Origin of the sequence: Acrocarpospora macrocephala (assembly GCF_009687865.1) — a bacterium.
Lineage (GTDB): Bacteria > Actinomycetota > Actinomycetes > Streptosporangiales > Streptosporangiaceae > Acrocarpospora > Acrocarpospora macrocephala.
In genome coordinates this window covers 43458-62190 of sequence record NZ_BLAE01000013.1, presented here as the reverse complement: position 1 = coordinate 62190, position 18733 = coordinate 43458, and the positions used below count along the sequence as shown (strand labels likewise).

The following is an 18733-nucleotide window of genomic DNA, read 5'->3' as shown; positions in this document are numbered from 1 at the left end:
CCCACCACCCGGCTGGCGAAGTCCAGGATGGTCAGCGCCTCCTGCCGGTTGGCGGCGACCATCTGGAAGTAGTACTGCGGTGAGTTCCGGCCGAAATCGTCGGCGGACAGGGTCGTGGCGATCGTCGGGATGCCGGCCTGGCCGAGCAGGCGGACGGCCTCCTAGGTGGCGGCCACGCTCCGGTCCGGGCCGATCACGCCCAGCATCGTCGGGTCGTCGCGGAAGAGCGGCACCAGCATGTCCGAGACGACCCGGACCGCCTCGCTCATCCGCTCGCCGCCGTTCGCCACGACGACCCGCAGCAGCGGTCCGGGGGATTTGAGGTTGTTCTGCTCGCGCTGCGCGACCAGCGCGCTCTCCAGTACCTCCGCCGAGGCCCAGTCGGTGTCCTCGTCCGCGATGCTGCGGGTCAGCCCGAGGAAGTAGACGACGCCGATGAGGGGCTTGGTGTTCTGGCTGTCGTGGAAGAGTTCGTCCGCGATCGCGTTCTTCTTCAGGTCATTCCGTCGCCCGACGGTCAGCCGCAGGGCGAAGGAGAGGAAGTCCTTGCCCTTCTGCGGTTTCAGCACTTTCTGGCTCATCAGCCAGCATCTCCCGGCCAAGCCCGGGCACGCCGAGGGCCCACAGCCAGAACCGCAGCAGCGGGGCCACGTAGGTCACCAGCGCGAACAACGCCTGGGTCGGGCTCGCGCCGCCGGCGACCGGACCGATCATGTCGAGCCCGTTCGCCGTTCTGTGCTTCCGCCGCGTCACCCGCCGTCCCGGCCGGGCGATCCTCCTTGCGGACCTTGACGAGGACTGCTGCGATCACCTCGGGCCAGCCGGTTGAGGATCCAGAGCACGGGCAGGAACAGCACCGCGGCGTTGATCATCATCAACGGCCAGCCGGTGAGATCCACCGTGAAGCCGAGAAGGGCAGGTCCCGCAGCGCCACCGGCGGCATAGGCGATGGCATACAGCCCGGTGTAGAGGCCGGTGACCGAGGTGGTGCTCGCCGCGTTCCACAGCGCGATGATCGCGTTGACGGCGAACGCCGCGAATCCCATCGCCGCGATCGCGAGACCGACCACGGTCATCGGGACGGTGTGCAGGAGGCCGCCGAAGAGCAGCCCACCGAGGAACACCAGCGCGCCGAACCAGATCATCCGCAGTTGGCCGACCCGCTGCGAGAACAGCGCGATCGGTGCCGCCACCACGAAGAACGCGAACGCGCCCGCGATCCCGAGGCTGCCTGCCGTGCCACGCGAGATGTCCAGCACCTCGATCGCGTACGGGGTGAACAGTGACCGCAGCCCTTGCCAGGTCGCGTTGTAGCCGAAGACACCGACCAGGATCAGGAGCCGGGCCCGGTCGGGGCTCTGGACGATCTCCCGCAGGACGTGCCGCATCTTCGGAATCCGACCGGCGCCCGCGCCCTCGGCCGCCGTCGGATGCTGGCGGCGCAGGCCGGCGGACGCGGTCCAGAGCGCGGCGACGAGCAGGACGGCCGGGATGGCGAACGCCAGTTCGATGTGCTCATCGACGAGCGTGAGGCTGATGAGCGCGGCGACGACCACGGTGAGCGCCACCGCGAGCTTCGCGAAACCGTTCGCGGTGCTTCGCTGGGGCGGCGGGACGAAGTCGGCGAGTTGCGACTCGACGACCGGCCGGAACGAGTTGGCGATGAACGCGAAGCCGACGATGAGAACGATGAGGACGGGAAGGCTCGACGCCCACGGGAGGAAGACCAAGGGGACGGCGGCGAGGGGAGCGCCGACGACGATGAAGATGAGGCGGTTGCCGTGCCTGGCCCGATGGCGGTCCGACAGGTACCCCATCCAGGGCTGCACGAACACGCCGAGCACGTTGTCGATCCCCATGATCAGGCCGATGAGGCCGGCGCTCGTCACGTACCGGCGGAGCTCGGCCGGTACCTGGGCGTCGTAGAAGTTCCAGATCAGCTCCTGCCCGAACACCGCGGTGGCGATGAGGAGAACGACGCGCTTGCGGATCCGGGGCTGCACGTCGTATTCGCGCACCAGGGCTCCTTTGTTTCAAAATATGAATCATTGCCATCAGATAGTGGGACTTTGGCAGGACTCACTTGGAAGCGTCAAGGGTGTGAGGAGGCACGTTGACGTGGAAGCAGGGAGGTCGTAGTTTCAGATACTGCAAAATAAACGCTGAAAATTGGAAGGAGTGGTTTGGTGAGCCAGCTCACCGAGGGGGGCGCCACCGCACGCCGTGCCCTCCGTCTTCTGGAGGCGCTCGCCGCGTCCGGGCCGTACCCTTCGCTGGACCAACTCGCCGCGTCGACCGGTCTGAGCAAGAGCACCGCGTACCGGCTGCTGCGGGTCCTGCAGGAGGAGCACTACGTCGAGCGCGCCGAGTCGGGCGGATACCGGCTTGGCAGCCGGATGGTCGGGCTCGCCGCCGCCGCGCTCCCGGAGCTGGATCTGTACGCCGCGGTCCGGCCCGTCCTCACGCGGCTGGCACAGCTTTCGCAGGAGACGGTGACGCTGCACCGGCGCGCCGGGGACCTGGCGATCCTGGTCCTCGCGGCGGAGAGCGAGGAGTTCTCGCTGCGACGTGTGGCGCGGATCGGTGAGGCGACGCCGCTCATCCGGGGTGCCGCGGGCACGGCGATCCTGGCGCAGGCCGACGAATCCGATCGCCGCGCGATCATCGAGCGCAATGTCACGCCGTCCGAACGCACCGCGCTGGAGACCCTCCTGGCTGACGTACGGCACCGCGGCTTCGCCGTCTCCACCGGCGCCAACCACCCCGGCGTCCATGGCCTGGCCATTGCCGTGCCGTCGACCGCCGCGAGCGCTCGGGCGATCTCCATCGCGATCTCAGGCCCGGGCTTCCGCTGGACGGGGGAGCGCATGGTGCGGTTCGCCCCCCACCTGCGGGAGGCCGTGGCCGAGCTCTCCCTCCTGTTCGAGGAGCAGCGGGAGCGGGAAGTGATGTCGTGAGCACCGGCGTCGAGGTCACCGGGCCGCTGACCGCCTGGGTTCACGCGCTGACCCTCGCGGATGTGCCCGCCGCTGTCCGTGAACGCGCCAAGCACCTGCTGCTCGACGGTGTCGGCTGCGCGCTGATCGGTGCGCAGTTGCCGTGGTCGCGGGTGGCGACGGACGCGGTGATCGCCCTGGAGGGGGCCGGTGACGCCGTGATCATCGGCACCGGGCGGACCACGAGCCCTTCGGCCGCGGCGGTGCTCAACGGAACCTTCGTGCAGGGCTTCGAGCTCGACGATTTCCACCCGCTGGCCCCGCTGCACAGTAACTCCCTCATACTGCCGTCGCTCATGTCCACCGCCGAGACGCTTGACGGAGTCAGCGGCGCGCAGGCCCTGCTCGCCGCGATCGTCGGGTTCGAGGTGGGTCCCCGCGTCGGCCTGGCGCTGCACGGGGCCCAGATGCTTTCGCGCGGATGGCACTCCGGTGCGGTGTTCGGGACGCACACCAGCGCGATGGCGGCCGGCAAGTTGCGCGCCCTCGATCCCGCCGGTCTGGAGGACGCGCTGGGCCTGGCGGGCACGCAGTCGGCGGGGCTGATGGCCGCGCAGTACGAGGCGATGTCCAAGCGCATGCACCATGGTTTCGCCGCACGCGCCGGGTTCTACGCCGCCGGGCTCGCCGCCGCCGGATACACGGGGATCAAGCGGGTCTTCGAGCGCGAGTACGGAGGATTCCTCGCCGTGTTCGGCGAGGGGCACGACCCGCGGCCGCAGCAGATCACCGCGGAGCTTGGCACGAGGTGGGAGACCTCGACGATCATGGTGAAGTCCTATGCCGCGATGGGCGGCCTGCACGGGGCGATCGACGCCGCGCGGGCCCTGCTCGACCAGGGGCTGGACCCGGAGGCAATCGCGCGCATCGACCTCACCGTCGGGCACGCGGTCTACCACCACGGGTGGTGGCGGCCTGAGCGGCCGCTCACGGCGGTCGGCGCGCAGATGAACATCGGGTACGCGACCGTGGTGGCGCTGCTCGACGGCAACGTCCTGCCGGAGCAGTTCACCCCCGAGCGCATCGACGCCGACGACGTCTGGACGTTGCTGGAGCGTACCCACGTCCATCTCGACGAGACGCTGACGGATGCTCCCATGACCCGGCGGTTCAGGACCGTCCTCCGCGTGACGCTCGACGACGGCTCGGTGCTGGAGAAGTCCGTCGACGCGCCGCACGGCAGCCCGCTGGATCCGGTGACCAACGACGAGGTCGTCGCGAAGTTCCGGGCGCTCATGGAGCGCGTCATCGACGAGCCCCGCGCCCGGGCGATCGAACGCGCGGTGTTGGCGCTGGAGGATCTCGACGACCTCGGCCTTCTCGCGGACCTGCTCGCATCCCCGGTCGCCGGCGCGCTCGACTCGAACGGAAGGACCGGACATTGAACATGAGCACCGCGCGGGCTCGCCTGCGCACCATGATCGAGGCCGGTGACCTCGTCGTCGCCCCCGGCGTCTTCGATGGCATCTCGGCCTCCATCGCGGCTCGTACCAGGCAGGACGCCGCCTACCTCACCGGCGCCGGCGTCGCCGCGTCCGGGTTCGGGCTCCCGGACGTCGGGCTCGTCACGCAGACCGAGATGGTGGAACGCGCGCGGATGATCGTGCGCGCGTGCGGCGACCTGCCCGTCATCGCCGACGCTGACACCGGATACGGAGCGCCGATGAACGTCGTGCGCACCGTCCGCGAGTACGAGGCCGCGGGCGTCGCCGCCATCCAACTGGAGGACCAGGCATTCCCCAAACGCTGCGGGCACCTGCCCGACAAGGAGCTGGTGAGTGCCGACGACTTCCTCCGCACGCTGGCCGCCGCGCTGGACGCTCGGCAGGACCCCGATCTTCTCGTCATCGCGCGCACCGACGCGCGCGCCGTCCTGGGTCTCGACGAGGCGATCAGGCGCGCCAACGGGTACGCCGCGGCCGGCGCCGACGTCGTCTTCGTCGAGGCGCCCGAAGGCGTCGGCGAGCTCGAACGGATCGCGCGCGAGATCACGGCGCCGAAGCTCGTCAACCTGGTCCTCGGCGGCTTGACTCCGCTGGAGTCCGTCGGCCGGCTACGCGAGCTCGGCTACGCGATCGCCATCCACCCGGCCAACGCCCTCGCCCACGCCGCGCTCGGCATGCTCAACGCCCTCTGCGAGCTGTCGGGCGAGAACGTCGCGGACCACCTTCCCACCAAGCCGTCGGAATTCTTCGACCTCGTCGGGATGCGCGAGTGGGCGGCCATCGGCGAGCGCTACCGCACCCCGAGCCGGGAAGGAGCCTGACCCATGGGCATGACCATGATCGAGAAGCTGCTGGCACGCAAGGCGGGTATCCCGCGCGTCCAGGCCGGGGACACTGTCGTCGTCGACGTCGACATGTGCGTCCTCATCGACCTCCAGTTCGCCACCACCTGGGTGCAGCCGGTGCGGATCGCCGACCCCGAACGCGTCGCAGTCGTGATGGACCACGCCGTCCCGGCGCCCTCGCTGAAGGACGCCACCGGCGGAACGCACGCGCGAGCCTTCGTGAAAGAGTTCGGGATCGAGCGGTTCTACGACGTCGGCCGGCACGGCATCTGCCACGAGGTGATCGCCGAGAACGGGCTGGCACGGCCGGGCGAGATCCTGGCGTGCACCGACTCGCACACCTGCGCCGCCGGCGCGTACAACACCGGCGCGCGCGGACTCGGGCCGGTGGAGATGTATGCCATCCTGTGCACCGGATCGACCTGGTTCCAGGTCTCCCCGACAGTCCGCTACGAACTCACCGGCCGGCTCCCCGGATACGTCAGCGGAAAGGACATCTTCCTTCATATCGCGGCCACCTGGGGCGACGCGACCAACCAGAACCTGGAGTACGGCGGGCCCGGGCTCGCCTCGGTCCCGATGAACGACCGTCGCACCATCGCGACGCAGGGCGCCGAGATCTCCGCCGACTTCAGCACCTTCGGCGTCGACGACGTCCTGCGCTCCTTCCTCGCCGAGCGCGGGGTCACCGGCTTCGAGGCGGCCGACGCCGACCCCGACGCCGCCTACCTGGACGTGCGGACCGTCGACCTCGACGGGCTCGAACCCTATGTCGCCCGGCCGGGCACCGTGAGCGGGAACGCCGTCCCCGTATCAGACATCGAGCACCGCCGCCTCGACCAGGCCTTCATCGGGTCGTGCGCCAACGGCCAGCTCGAGGATCTGCGAATCGCCGCCGAGATCCTCGACGGCCGCACGGTCGCGCCCGGAGTCCGGCTGCTGGTGACTCCGGCGTCCCAACAGGTCTACCGGGAGGCGATGAAGGCCGGCTACCTGCAGATCCTCGCCGACGCCGGAGCCGTGGTCACCAACTCCACCTGCGGTGCCTGCTTCGGATACCACATGGGGGTGCTCGGCCCAGGCGAGGTCTGCCTGACCTCCAGCACCCGCAACTTCACCGGCCGCATGGGAAGCACCGAGGCTGAGATCTTCATGGCCGCACCGGCGACTGTGGCCGCATCCGCCGTCACCGGCTACATCACCGACCCCCGGAGCCTCGCATGACCCCGTCCATCCAGCCGATCACCGGACGCGCCTGGGTGTTCGGAGACGCGCTGAACACCGACGCGATGTATCCCGCGCACGCGATGAAGCTCGACCTGGCCGAGGCGGCCAAGCACGTTTTCGCCCAGGTCCGCCCCGGCTGGACCGATCTCGTACGGCCCGGGGACATCCTGGTGGCGGGCAAGAACTTCGGCGTCGGATCCTCCCGCCCGGTCCCCACCCTGTTCCAGCACCTCGGCATCGCCGCCCTCATCGCGGAGGAGTTCAACTCGCTGTTCCTGCGCAACGCCATCAACGCGGGACTTCCGGCACTCACCGTCCCGCGCGCCACCACGTTCTTCTCCGACGGCGACATCGCGACCCTGGATGTGACCACAGGCCGCTATGCCAACCAGACCACTGGAGCCGAGGAACGGACGGCGCCGCTGCCGGACCTCGTCCTCGACATCATCGGCAACGGCGGTGTCCTTCCGATGCTCGCCCGCGCGGGATACCTTCCCGAAGCGGTAGCCGGGCTCCTCCTGAGCGGCGCGGGCGGTGGGCTTCGGTAGGGCCCACCGCCCGGGTGTCGGGTCAGCCGACCGTGAGTTGGCCGAGGGTGAGCAGGCCGGAGTGGACGTCCTGGGCGGTGTTGGCGAAGCGCAGGTCGTTGCCGCCGGGGAGGGGGTTGGCGACGCGCAGGGTGAGCTGGTAGTCGCCCTTGGCGAGGCCGTGCAGGTTGAGCTGGGTGGTCAGTTCGGTGGGGGTCGCGCCGGGCTGGATGCCGGTGATCGACCATGGGACCGGCCAGCGCTTGGCGATGCGGCCGCTGGTGTCGATGGCGGTCAGTTCGATGTCCCAGTCGTAGTAGAAGGGGGCGATGCCGCGGTTGGCGATGCGTACGCCGATCTTGGCGTGGCCGCGGGCCGGGCCGGTGGGCAGGGCGGCTTCGGTGACGGTGAGCTCGTAGCCGAGGGATCTGGCGCCGGCGACGGCGCGGAACCATTCGTCGCCGGTGAGGCCTGGGCCTTCGAACGGGGTCTGGTTCAGCAGGAAGGAGGCGTGCGAGCGTGCCACCGATTCGGCGTAGTCCTCGTACTGCGCGCAGCTCACCGGTTGGTCGAAGATGCAGGGCTGGACCTCGGGGCGGAGTTCGCCGCCGATGGGCTCGGAGCGCCATTTCTCGGTGACGCCGTTGTCGATCAGCCGCTGGACGAAGTGCCAAGGGGTTGGCGGGAGGGTCTCGAAGGCCATCGAGTCGTCGTGGTAGCCGAGGTGTAGGTCCTTGTTGAGCGCCGACGGGTAGCGGACCAGCAAGCGGGTTCGCTTGAACGCGCTCTCGAACCGGTTCAGGACCGCCGCCTGGGTCGCCTCCGACGCCATCCAGTTCTCCGGGCGGGTGGTGCCGTCGTAGGGCCAGGTGTGCCATTCGCCCCAGAAGCCGATCAGGCCGAGCTGGATGAAGCCGATCCGGGTGTCGCCGTCGTACCGGCGGCCGAGGGCGGTGATGAAGTGGTCGAGGGCGGCGAGCAGGCGTGGGTCGGCGTAGTCGGGGGCGAGGCTGACGCCGTTGTTGCCGTGGTCCTGGTACGGGTGCGTGACGAGGCCCTGGTCGAGGAGGAACTGCGGGATGCCGGTGGGCTTGGCGGGATAGTCGAGGTAGAAGCGGAACGCCGCGTGGTGGCCGCGCCGGGCGATCGTGTTGAGCTGGCGTTCCAGGGGAGCCCAGTCGAAGGTGGCGGGGCCGGTCATGACGTCGCGTAACGGCAGGTAGAACCATTCCATGCTGTGCGGGAAGGTCTGGTAGCTCCCGGCGTACGGCATGAAGCCCTTGAGGGGGTTGTCGGCGGGCGCCTGCTGGTAGGGGAGTGGCGTCCACGGGGAGGTGGCGGACGCGGGGGCGGCGGTCGTCGCGATGAGGGCGAGTGCCACGGCGAGCGCGGCCCTGATGGCTCGGGTCATCATTCTCCTAGAGGTGTCGAGCGCATGAAAACAGAAGAACGTAAGTAAACGCAAGATGTAGCGCTGCGATATCGAAGGGAGAGTTGTCCATTAGTGTCCTGTTAGCGGTAGCAACCTTGTAACACGATTGCTTTATCGCAAGGCGAACTCTTGTGATAGGGCAAGTGTTCTGGTCTCATGTGGTTCGCCGGGCGCCCCCACGCCTGTGCCTCTCTCCCGGAGGGGATTCATGAGACGCAGACTCTCGACCATCCTGCTCACGCTGACCGCGGTGCTCGTCGCCGCGACCCCCGCGACCGCCGTCGCGGGGCCACCATCCCGGCCGCCCGCCGGTCCGGGGCCGGATACCGGCCTCACCACGCATACCTATGCGTACGCGGACGCGCCGGTCGGCCAGCCGCTCAAGGGCTTCGCGCCCTACCTGTTCCCCGGCGACAACTACACCAGCAAGTATCCCGGCGGCGTGATGTGGAGCTACTTCGCGCTCAACGAGGTGATGAAGGACCCGGCCAGCTGCTCGGTGTTCGACTGGAGCGTGTTCGACAAGGCGCTGGACGAGGCCGCCGTGTGGGGTCGCCAGCTGGCTTTCCGGTTCTACGTGGAGTATCCCGGCGGCACCGCCTCGCATCCCGGCAACGGCATCCCGCCCTGCCTGAACGGCAAGATGGCGCTGCGCACCAACGGTCAGTGGGGCACGGTCAGCCCGGACTACGATGACCCCGACGTGATCGCGGCCTTCACGAGCTTCATCAACGCCTTCGCCGCCCGGTATGACCACGCCGGTCCTGGTGGCACCGCCGATCCGCGTGTCGGCTTCATGTCGTTAGGCCTGGTCGGGCTGTGGGGTGAGTGGCACACCTGGCCGTACGACCGGGACCTGGCGGACGGTTATCCCGACCTGATGCCCACCGATGCCACGATCAGCACGCTCATCCACGCTTTCGACGCGGCCTTCGACAACATTCAGCTGGAGGTGCGCTATCCGCTGGCCGGGGCGGATTCGCCGGGGATCGGGTTCCATGACGACTCCTGGCCGTATCGGGAGTGGCGGAACGGTCAGCTGAAGAGCATGACGCTGCCGCAGTCGATGGGTGGCTGGGAGGACGCGTTCACCCAGTTGCTGCTGAACAAGAATCTGGAGAACCGGTGGACTACGCAGTCGATCGGCGGCGAGGCGCGGCCGGAGATCCAGGGATCTCTGTACGCGAACTGGCCGGGCGGCAGCGGGCAGGTGGATGACGTGCTGGCGGCCACCGAGCTCACTCACATCAGCTGGATGATCAACCAGACAGGGGCGGGCGGCTACAGCGCCACCGATCCGAAGGTCGCGGCCGGGGTACGGAAGATGGGCTACAACCTGCACATTCCGCAGGCCAACTTCAACGGCTCCGCAGGCGGCACGTTCAAGGTCGGCGTGACGATGCAGAACGACGGTGTGGCCCCGTTCTACTACCCGTGGACTGTTGTCGTCGGGTTGAAGAACAGCTCCGGCGCGGTGGTGAAGACCTGGGACACCGACTGGAACCTGCGGACGGTCCAGCCGCTGCAGATCCGGACTTTTCCTGATTGGAACCTTTCCGGTAACCCCACCCGGATCGACTTCGGGCGGCCGGTGAACTTCAGTGCCAACCTCAGCACCTCGGGGGTTCCGGCAGGTAACTACAGCCTGGTCTTGAAGGTACGGAATCCGCTTGAGGCGGTCACTCCGGCCGTGTTGCGCGCCCGTCCGGCGGCGTCCCGGCTCTCCGACTGGGTGATCGACCAGCACCGGGCGCCTTACCCGCTGTCCTTCGCCAACGCCAACCAGAGCACCGACGGATGGGTGAACTTGGGCTCGATCTCCACCTCGGGCACCGTCGACCCCAGCCCTTCGCCGAGCCCGTCACCGAGTCCTTCCCCTAGCCCGTCACCGAGTCCCTCCCCGAGCCCTTCACCGAGTCCGAGCCCAAGCCCTAGTCCGAGCCCGCCGCCCGCCGGTCTGGTGTTGGACAACTTTGATGGTTCGCCGGTCTATCCGTCGGCGTACCTCAATGACCTGGGCAAATGGACGGGCGCGAACTGTTTCCTGGACGGCGGCGGTTCCGGGACGGTCATCTCAGGGGCGTTGCAGTTGCGCTACAACAACTGCGGCTGGTTCGGCAGTGATGTCGGTGTCGACCTGACCTCTAAGACCTATCTGGTGGTCCGGGTCAAGGGCGCTTCCGGTGGCGAGCAGAACCACTTCAACCTCGGCTTGGGCGGCGCGACCAAGCTGTTCGCCGAGTACACCCTGGACGGCGGTGGGCACCCCGTGATCACGACCTCCTACCAGGACATCAAGATTCCGATGGCCGCCAACGGCATCAACCGCAACAGTCCCAGCCAGCTCGCCATGGGCTTCTGGTTCGGCGGCAACTCCACCATCAGCATCGACGAGATCCGCTTCGAGTAACCCCTCCTGGAGATCCGCATGTCGTTATCCCTCAGAGGTCGGGTAAGCGCCTTCGCGGCGTCCGCCCTGCTCGTCAGCCTCGCCGTCGCGGTCGGCGGGGTCGCGGACGCGCAAACCCGCACTTACACGGCCGACTTCGCCACCGTCATCCCCAACCCGGAACGCGGCTTCCACAGCCGATACGAGATCATCAACGACCCCGCCGTGAACGACTGGGCCAACGGCGGCGCCAGCGTGCCCGGCTTCAACCCCGACCTGCTGGACCGCACCTTCGCCCGGGCCAAGACCAACGGCAACACCCTGATCCACAGCTACCTGCACCTGGACAATTTCAAGAACGCCGACGACCTGCCGCAAGCGCTGCTGGACAACCTGGACTCCGGTCTCGACGCGATCCGCGCCGCCGGTATGAAGATCGTCTTCCGTCCCACGTACGTCTGGGACGGCTGGTCGGACGCCACCGAGACCAAGATCCTCCGGCACATCGGCCAGATCGGCGCGGTGCTGACGGCCAACGCCGACGTCGTCATGCACCTGGAAGCCGGCTATCTCGGCGCCTGGGGCGAGTGGCACACCGGGAACTACGCCGATCCGTTCAACCAGGACCAGGCGGCGACCCGATACCGCGTGATTAAGAAGATCCTGGAAACCACGCCGGACACGATCCCGCTGGCCATGCGCTACCCGATCTTCATCAAGGAGATCGTGGATCCGACCTCGTGTGTCGTACCTGAGGGGTGCACGCTCACCCAGGCGCAGAAGGACAGGATCGGCTTCCACAACGACTGCTTCCTGTCCGACTACAACGACATGGGCACCTACGACAACAACTCGTGGATGGGCTGGTTCTCCATCGAGCAGAAGAAGCAGTGGATGTATGACCGGCAGACCTCCACCGGCCACAACACGATCATGGGCGGTGAGACCTGCAACTCCGACGGCTACAACGACGCCGCGGGCGTCAACGTGCAGGCGGAGATGGCCAAGCTGAACTTCACCGAGATCAACGAGGACTATGCCGCGGTCAACACCGACAAGTGGAAGGCCACCCAGCTGGCCGCCGCCGGCAACGACCCGGCCGAGACCGCGTTCACCCGGATCGAGCGCAAGCTGGGCTACCGGCTGCGCCTGGTGAGCGCGAGTTTCTCCGACTCCGTGCAGCCCGGCGGGCAGCTCACCTTCTCAGCCAACCTCAGCAACGACGGCTGGTCCGGGCCGGTCAAACGACGGTCGGCGTTCCTGGTGCTGGACGACGGCACTCACCGCTACGACTTGCCGCTGCCCGCGCTGGACCCGCGAGCCTGGACACCCGGCACGCACGCCGTGCCGACCCAGACCGTGACCGTGCCTTCGAACGTGACCCCCGGCACGTACACGCTGGCACTGTGGCTGCCCGACCAGGCCACAAGCCTGCGATCCCGGCCGGAGTACGCCATCCGGCTCGCCAACTCCGGCACCTGGAACGCCACCAAGGGCTACAACGTGCTGGCAGGCAACCTCACGGTGGGGCCGTGCACACCGACCTGCCCCACCAACGAGCCCAGTCCTTCCCCCAGTCCTTCCCCGAGTCCTTCCCCGAGCCCGAGTCCTTCGCCGAGTCCGAGTCCGAGTCCGCCGCCCAACGGTCTGGTGTTGGACAACTTTGATGGTTCGCCGGTCTATCCGTCGGCGTACCTCAATGACCTGGGCAAATGGACGGGCGCGAACTGTTTCCTGGACGGCGGCGGTTCCGGGACGGTCGCCTCGGGGGCGTTGCAGTTGCGCTACAACAACTGCGGCTGGTTCGGCAGTGATGTCGGGGTCGATCTGACCTCTAAGACCTATCTGGTGGTCCGGGTCAAGGGCGCTTCCGGCGGCGAGCAGAACCACTTCAACCTCGGCCTGGGCGGCGCCACCAAGCTGTTCGCCGACTACACCCTGGACGGCGGCGGACACCCCGCGATCACCACCTCCTACCAGGACATCAAGATCCCGATGGCCGCCAACGGCATCAACCGCAACAGTCCCAGCCAGCTCGCCATGGGCTTCTGGTTCGGCGGCAACTCCACCATCAGCATCGACGAGATCCGCTTCGAGTAGCCGTACAAACCGCCGCAGGGCCACCACGACGTGGCCCTGCGGCAGCATGCCTTCACATCAGAAGCACGATTTAAGCATCCACCTCCCGTTACCCCTTCGTAACGGCAACTGCGCACTTTCCCATTGACAAGTGTTTGAAATATTTCGAAGATGGCCCCCATGTCGAACGTGTTCGAGCAGGTCCCCGCCGAGGTTCGGCGGGAGCGGATCCTCGCGATGGTGCTGGAGCAGGAGTTCGTGCGGGTCGCCGACCTCAGCACGGCCTTCGGCATCTCCGACGTGACGGCCCGCGCCGACCTCGACGCCCTGGAAGGGCGCAACATGCTCCGCCGGGTGCGCGGCGGGGCGATGGCGGTCGGCAAGCGGCTGCGCGAGGAGCCGTCGTTCGAGGAGGCGCTCAGCACGTCCGCGATCGAGAAGGCGCTGATCGGGGAGGCCGCCGCCGCCCTGGTCAACGATGGTGAGAGCATCACCCTGGACGTGGGCACGACCACCACGTTCATCGCTCGGGCCCTGGCCGCCCGTACCGAGCTGGCCGAGGTCGTGGTGTTCACCAACGGGCTCAACATCGCGCTGGAGCTGGAGGGCGCGATCCCGCGCCTGACCGTGGTGCTCACCGGCGGCACGCTGCGGCGCCGTCAGCACTCGCTGGTGGATCCGCTGGCCCACCAGATCTTCGACCGCATCAACACCTGCACGGTCTTCCTCGGCTGCAACGGGGTGCACCCGGAGGCGGGCATCACCAACATCAACCTTCCCGAGGCAGAGATGAAACAGCGCATGCTGCGGGCCGCGGCTCAACGCGTCGTGGTCGCCGACGGCTCCAAGGTCGGCCAGATCCAGCTCGCCGCCGTCGCGCCGATCAGCGAGGTGGACCTGCTGATCACCGGCCCGTCCGCGGACCCGCACGTGCTCGCCGCGCTGCGCGAGCGCGGCCTGCGCGTCGAGGTGGTGGGCCCGTGACGCTGACCGTCGGCAGATCCAGCCCGCCGAAGATCGCCCCCGCGCGCGGTCGCCGCAGGACGGCCGGCGACCCCGTGGTGGCCTGGCTGTTCCTGCTGCCGGCGCTGCTCGGGTTCACGGTGTTCTACCTGGCCCCGACGATCCGCGGCTTCTGGATCAGCTTCACCGACTGGAACCTGCTCTCCGAGCCGCGCTTCGTCGGCCTGGACAACTACCGCGACATGCTCGCCGACGACAAGTTCTGGAACGCGCTGCGCATCACCGCCGAGTACGTGGTGATCAACATCGGCTCACAGACCGTGCTCGCGCTCGCCATCGCGGTGCTGATGGACCGCCTCACCCGCTCCGTGCTGGTACGCGCGGCGATCGTGATCCCGTGGCTGGTGCCGAACGTCACGGTGGCGATCGTGACGCTGTTCATGCTCGACCACAACGTGGGCTTCGTGAACCACATCCTGGACGTGCTCGGCTTCGAGCCGCAGTCCTTCTACGGCGACTCCGACCAGGCCATCGCGACGATTGCGCTGGTGAACACCTGGCGCAACATGGGCTATACGGCGCTGCTGTTCTTCGCCGGCATGCAGATGATCCCGCGCAACCTGTACGAGGCGGCGGCCGTGGACGGCGCGGGGGAGTGGACGATGTTCCGCCGGGTCACGCTTCCGCTGCTGCGGCCGGTGACCGTGCTGGTCCTGGTGGTGTCGATCATCGGTTCGTTCCAGATCTTCGACACCGTCGCGGTGACCACCAAGGGCGGCCCGGCCGACGCGACCAGGGTCATCTACTACTACATCTACCAAAAGGCGTTCAACGAGTTCCATATGGGCTACGCGGCGGCGATGGCGGCGACGCTGTTCGTGATCCTCATCGCGCTGACCGCCACCCAGATGCGTCTGCTCCGCGCTTCCAGCTCGGACCTCCGGTGAGGACGGCCATGGCAACTTCCCCCATCTCCCGGCGCAGGCCGCGCCGCCGTACCGGTCCCGGCCGGATTCTCGCCTGGGTGGCGCTGGCCGTGCTGCTGCTGGTCACGCTCTACCCGTTCGTCTGGATGCTGCGCACGGCGTTCACCGGCAACCGGGCGATCTTCAACGGCGACTACTCGCTGATCCCGGCCGACCCCACGCTGATCAACTTCTCCCGGGTGCTCGGCCACGCGACGCCCGAAGAGTCGATCGCGGCTGGGGGCAGCGGGGCCAACGTGGACTTCTGGCTCTACCTGCGCAATTCGATTGTCTTCACCGTGGCGATCGTGATCGGGCAGGTCGGGTTCAGCGCGACCGCGGCGTACGCCTTCGCCCGGTTGCGGTTCCGCGGCCGGGACACCCTGTTCGCGGTGTTCCTGGCCGGGCTGATGGTGCCGCCGATCTTCACGGTGCTGCCCAACTTCGCCCTCGTCCGTGACCTCGGCTGGCTGGACACGTTCCCTGGGCTGCTCGCGCCGTACCTGCTGATGACCCCGTTCGCGATCTTCTTCCTGCGCCAGTTCTTCCTCGGCATCCCGCCCGAGATCGAGTCCGCGGCGACCATCGACGGCGCCGGGAAGTTCACCGTGTTCTGGCGCATCATCCTGCCGATGAGCACCGCCCCGCTGAGCACGCTGGCGGTGATCACGGCGGTGTTCGCCTGGAACGAGTACCTGTGGCCGCAACTGGTCGGCAAGGACGAGGGGGTGCGGCTGCTCAACGTGGCGCTGGGCGTGTTCGCCCAGTCCTCGCCGACCTCCTCACCGGACTGGGCCGGGCTGATGGCCGCGGCCACGCTCCAGGTGATCCCGGTCCTCCTGCTCCTCATCGTGTTCGGACGCAGACTCGTGAACTCGATCGGGTTCACCGGTATCAAGTAACACCCCCCGCGACCGGTGCCGCGCGGTGCCGGTAGCCGACCTTGCCCGAAATCCAGCAAAGGCAGAACCATGATGAGAAAGCCGATCGCCCTCCTGGCTCTCGCGGTCGCGATAGCCGCCTGCGGCACCTCCGCCGAGACCCCCGAGGCGGCGGAGAAGGTCACCCTCACCTACAGTCTCTGGGACCCCAACCAGCTGCCGGCCTACCAGGAGTGCGCCGACGCGTTCACCGCCACGTCCGGCATCCAGGTCAAGATCACCCAGCAGGGCTGGGAGGACTACTGGAACGGCATCACCACCTCGCTGGTGTCCGGCACCGCGCCCGACGTGATCACCAACCACGTCGCGTACTATCCCGAGCTGGCCGCCAACAACCAGCTCCTGGACATCCAGCCCTTCGTGGACCGGGACAAGGTGGACCTGACCCGCTACACCGGCGACCTGGCCTCGCTCTGGGTCCGCGACGGCAAACGGTACGGCCTGCCGCAGGACTGGGACACCATCGCGCTCGTCTACAACGTCAAGGACGTCGAAGACGCCAAGATCGACCCGGCCACCCTCAAGGACCTCACCTGGAACCCCGCCGACGGCGGCACGTTCGGCGAGCTGATCAAGAAGCTCACCGTGGACGCCAACGGCAAGCGCGGCGACGAGGCCGGGTTCGACAAGACCAAGGTCGCCACCTACGGCTGGGGTCTGGAGCAGGGCGGCGGGGTCGTCGGCCAGACCCAGTGGTCCTGGATGCCCCTGTCCATGGGCTTCCAGTATCTGGACAAGAACCCGTTCGGCACCGACTACAAGCTGGACGACCCGCGCCTGGCCGAGGCCATCACCTGGTGGCAGGACCAGATGAAGGCCGGGTACGTGCTGCCCCGCGAGGAAGCCGGACGCCTCGGCCTGGAGCCGATGATGCAGACCAACAAGGCGGCCCTGGTGCCGGACGGATCCTGGCGCATCGGTACCTGGGCCGGCAGCACCGAGCAGAAGTTCGCGTTCGCCCCCCTCCCGCGCGGTCCGCAGGGCCGCAAGACCATCATCAACGGCCTGGCCCCGTCCATCACCGCCGGGACCAAGCACCCCGACCAGGCCTGGGAGTGGGTCAAGTTCATCGGCTCGCCCGCCTGCCAGGACCTGGTGGCCAAGCGCGCCGTGGTGTTCCCCGCGATCACGACCGCGGCCGCCGCTGCCGCCGAGTCGCACCGGGCCAAGGGCGTCGACGTGTCCGCTTTCACCGACATCGCCGCCGACCCGGCCAGCCTGTCGTACTACCCGATCACCGGCAGCGCCAACGAGATCAACACGGAGGCGCAGGCGGTGATCGACCAGATCCAGGAGCTGAAGGTCGTCCCCGCCGACGCGCTCAAGGAGCTCGACACGCGCGTGGCCGACATCCTCAAGTAACCCTCGCCGGGCTGGCGCTCCGGTGCCGGCCCGGCCTCCCGAGAAGGACAGCGATGGAGACGATTCTGCAGTTCGGGGGCCACCAGCTGCCCGCCGTGCTCCCCGGGGAGCCGCGTCACGTAGAGGGAGGGCTGATCGTCCCCGCCGGGGATGTCCGCATCCTGCACCCCTTCGGTGCGGTGGACTTCTACCGGCATGGGTGGAACTCCTACAGTCCCACCGCGTGGTGGCCGCTCGGCGGGCCGCCGCTGCGCATTCCCGGGCCTGAGCGCATGCTGACCGCCGACGACATCGACAACGACAGTCCGTACCGGCATGCGGGCAGCGCCGTCGGCGCGCTGGACGCGGGCGGCGGGAACGTGCTGCTGCTCGGCGGGCTCGGGCTTGACGTGCCCCGGGTGGAAGCCGACGACCGGCTGCTCGCCGGGCACTGGGAGCACCCGGACGCGGACTGGTTCCTCGGGTACGGCCCCGAGGAGGAGGTCTTCGCCCGCTACGCGGAGCTGCTCGGCGAGCGGCTCGGGCGCCGTACCACCCGGGCGGGCAATGTCTGGTGCAGCTGGTACTCCTTCTTTGAGGACATCACCGAGCCGCTCATCCACAAGGTGCTGGACGACCTGCGCGGCTATCCGTTCGACGTGGTCCAGCTGGACGACGGCTGGCAGGCCGCGGTCGGCGACTGGGAGCCGGGATCCGATTTCCCGTCCGGCATGGCGGACATGGCGGCGCGGATCCGCGACCACGGCTTCGTGCCCGGGTTGTGGCTGGCGCCGTTCATCGCACCGGCGCATTCGGAGATCTTCCGGACCCGGCCGCACCTGTTCCTGCGCGACGCCGCCGGAGACCCGAAACCGGCCGGGTTCAACTGGGGCGCTTCCTATTTCGCGCTGGACACCACCCTGCCGGAGACGCGCGACCACCTGGCGGCGACGTTCGCGCAGGTACGCGAATGGGGTTACCGGTATCTCAAGCTGGACTTCGCGTACGCGGGGGCGCTGTCGGGGGCGCGCCACCGCGACGTGCCGCGCGAGCAGGCCTACCGGGACGCCATCCGGCTGTTCCGCGAGGTCGCCGGGGAGGACACCTACCTGCTCGGCAGCGGGGCGCCGATCATCCCGTCGATCGGCGTGCTCGACGGGGTACGGGCGAGCCCGGACGTGGCGCCGTACTGGGACAACAGCGAACGCTCCGACGACTATTCGGGCGCGGGCGCGCGCAACGCGGTGATCGCGTCGCTGCACCGGCTGTGGCTGCGCCCGCTGCTGGAGGTGGATCCGGATCCGGTGTTCTTCCGTACCAGGTACAACCTGCTGGACGACGCGTGCAAGCAGCTGCTCGCCGACCTCGCCGGGATCTGCGGGTTCCGCGCGGTGTCCGACCCGATCGCGTGGCTGGACGAGCCCGAGCGGCGCGCCCTGGTGGCCTTCCTCACCGGCAGCCCGGAGATCCGGCGGCTGGACCGGCACCGCTTCCTGGTCGACGGGCGTGAGGTCGACTTCGGGCCGTACGTGAATCCGGCCGGACGGATCTCGGACCGGCTCCTGGTGAAGTGAACCTTTTCA

At 68.3% G+C, this 18733-nt stretch carries 15 protein-coding genes; 12 read left to right on the top strand and 3 right to left on the bottom strand.

Features of this window, described 5'->3' with window-relative positions:
* Window positions 1-161 precede the first annotated feature (161 nt).
* Both Amac_RS12820 and Amac_RS12815 read right to left on the bottom strand, forming a co-directional pair.
* Window positions 162-581: a hypothetical protein gene (locus Amac_RS12820; protein ID WP_155354569.1), complete on the bottom strand. Its 420-nt coding sequence runs from the start codon at window positions 579-581 to the stop codon at window positions 162-164.
* A 168-nt stretch (window positions 582-749) separates the two neighbouring features.
* Entirely contained in the window at window positions 750-2018 is a 1269-nt protein-coding gene (locus Amac_RS12815) for an MFS transporter (RefSeq protein WP_218041043.1), read from the bottom strand.
* Window positions 2019-2186: 168 nt separating this feature from the next.
* On the opposite strand from Amac_RS12815, the gene Amac_RS12810 reads away from it, so the two are divergent.
* From Amac_RS12810 to Amac_RS12790, 5 genes are read left to right on the top strand one after another with little or no spacing between them, the layout of a single operon-like run.
* The gene (locus Amac_RS12810; protein WP_155354568.1) at window positions 2187-2957 is read left to right on the top strand and encodes an IclR family transcriptional regulator; all 771 of its coding nucleotides are present in this window, start codon (window positions 2187-2189) and stop codon (window positions 2955-2957) included.
* Complete coding sequence (locus Amac_RS12805; protein ID WP_155354567.1) at window positions 2954-4381, top strand: MmgE/PrpD family protein; 1428 nt, start codon at window positions 2954-2956, stop codon at window positions 4379-4381. Before Amac_RS12810 ends, Amac_RS12805 begins: the two co-directional genes overlap by 4 nt.
* A 2-nt stretch (window positions 4382-4383) precedes the next feature.
* Complete coding sequence (locus tag Amac_RS12800) at window positions 4384-5262, top strand: isocitrate lyase/PEP mutase family protein (protein WP_155354566.1); 879 nt, start codon at window positions 4384-4386, stop codon at window positions 5260-5262.
* Window positions 5263-5265: 3 nt separating this feature from the next.
* A complete protein-coding gene (locus Amac_RS12795; protein WP_155354565.1) occupies window positions 5266-6510 on the top strand; it encodes an aconitase/3-isopropylmalate dehydratase large subunit family protein in 1245 nt (414 codons plus the stop codon).
* Window positions 6507-7061, top strand: a complete 555-nt coding sequence (locus Amac_RS12790; RefSeq protein ID WP_155354564.1) for a LeuD/DmdB family oxidoreductase small subunit — start codon at window positions 6507-6509, stop codon at window positions 7059-7061. Before Amac_RS12795 ends, Amac_RS12790 begins: the two co-directional genes overlap by 4 nt.
* Window positions 7062-7083: 22 nt before the next feature.
* Here Amac_RS12790 and Amac_RS12785 read toward each other — a convergent pair whose 3' ends face one another.
* Complete coding sequence (locus Amac_RS12785; protein ID WP_155354563.1) at window positions 7084-8454, bottom strand: DUF4832 domain-containing protein; 1371 nt, start codon at window positions 8452-8454, stop codon at window positions 7084-7086.
* Between the two features lie 226 nt (window positions 8455-8680).
* On the opposite strand from Amac_RS12785, the gene Amac_RS12780 reads away from it, so the two are divergent.
* The 7 genes from Amac_RS12780 to Amac_RS12750 all read left to right on the top strand — a co-directional run bounded on the left by Amac_RS12780 (window position 8681) and on the right by Amac_RS12750 (window position 18724).
* Complete coding sequence (locus tag Amac_RS12780) at window positions 8681-10882, top strand: DUF4832 domain-containing protein (RefSeq protein ID WP_155354562.1); 2202 nt, start codon at window positions 8681-8683, stop codon at window positions 10880-10882.
* 18 nt (window positions 10883-10900) lie between these two features.
* Complete coding sequence (locus Amac_RS12775) at window positions 10901-12961, top strand: DUF4832 domain-containing protein (protein WP_155354561.1); 2061 nt, start codon at window positions 10901-10903, stop codon at window positions 12959-12961.
* 159 nt (window positions 12962-13120) lie between these two features.
* Window positions 13121-13924, top strand: a complete 804-nt coding sequence (locus tag Amac_RS12770; protein WP_174900166.1) for a DeoR/GlpR family DNA-binding transcription regulator — start codon at window positions 13121-13123, stop codon at window positions 13922-13924.
* On the top strand, window positions 13921-14850 hold the full coding sequence (locus Amac_RS12765; RefSeq protein ID WP_218041042.1) for a carbohydrate ABC transporter permease: 930 nt from the start codon (window positions 13921-13923) through the stop codon (window positions 14848-14850). The genes Amac_RS12770 and Amac_RS12765 overlap by 4 nt, the downstream gene beginning before the upstream one ends.
* A gap of 8 nt (window positions 14851-14858) precedes the next feature.
* On the top strand, window positions 14859-15770 hold the full coding sequence (locus Amac_RS12760; RefSeq protein ID WP_155354560.1) for a carbohydrate ABC transporter permease: 912 nt from the start codon (window positions 14859-14861) through the stop codon (window positions 15768-15770).
* 69 nt (window positions 15771-15839) lie between these two features.
* Entirely contained in the window at window positions 15840-17171 is a 1332-nt protein-coding gene (locus tag Amac_RS12755; RefSeq protein WP_155354559.1) for an ABC transporter substrate-binding protein, read from the top strand.
* Window positions 17172-17224: 53 nt separating this feature from the next.
* Window positions 17225-18724 (top strand): glycoside hydrolase family 36 protein, encoded by a 1500-nt coding sequence (locus Amac_RS12750; protein WP_155354558.1) that lies wholly within the window; start codon window positions 17225-17227, stop codon window positions 18722-18724.
* Window positions 18725-18733: the final 9 nt, after the last annotated feature.

Excerpts from the sequence above, each read along its gene's own strand:
- Amac_RS12820 (WP_155354569.1), bottom strand. The coding sequence starts at position 581 with ATGAGCCAGAAAGTGCTGAAACCGCAGAAGGGCAAGGACTTCCTCTCC.
- Amac_RS12750 (WP_155354558.1), top strand. The coding sequence starts at position 17,225 with ATGGAGACGATTCTGCAGTTCGGGGGCCACCAGCTGCCCGCCGTGCTC.
- Amac_RS12760 (WP_155354560.1), top strand. The coding sequence starts at position 14,859 with ATGGCAACTTCCCCCATCTCCCGGCGCAGGCCGCGCCGCCGTACCGGT.
- Amac_RS12790 (WP_155354564.1), top strand. The coding sequence starts at position 6,507 with ATGACCCCGTCCATCCAGCCGATCACCGGACGCGCCTGGGTGTTCGGA.
- Amac_RS12755 (WP_155354559.1), top strand. The coding sequence starts at position 15,840 with ATGATGAGAAAGCCGATCGCCCTCCTGGCTCTCGCGGTCGCGATAGCC.
- Amac_RS12785 (WP_155354563.1), bottom strand. The coding sequence starts at position 8,454 with ATGATGACCCGAGCCATCAGGGCCGCGCTCGCCGTGGCACTCGCCCTC.
- Amac_RS12795 (WP_155354565.1), top strand. The coding sequence starts at position 5,266 with ATGGGCATGACCATGATCGAGAAGCTGCTGGCACGCAAGGCGGGTATC.
- Amac_RS12800 (WP_155354566.1), top strand. The coding sequence starts at position 4,384 with ATGAGCACCGCGCGGGCTCGCCTGCGCACCATGATCGAGGCCGGTGAC.
- Amac_RS12770 (WP_174900166.1), top strand. The coding sequence starts at position 13,121 with ATGTCGAACGTGTTCGAGCAGGTCCCCGCCGAGGTTCGGCGGGAGCGG.
- Amac_RS12780 (WP_155354562.1), top strand. The coding sequence starts at position 8,681 with ATGAGACGCAGACTCTCGACCATCCTGCTCACGCTGACCGCGGTGCTC.
- Amac_RS12775 (WP_155354561.1), top strand. The coding sequence starts at position 10,901 with ATGTCGTTATCCCTCAGAGGTCGGGTAAGCGCCTTCGCGGCGTCCGCC.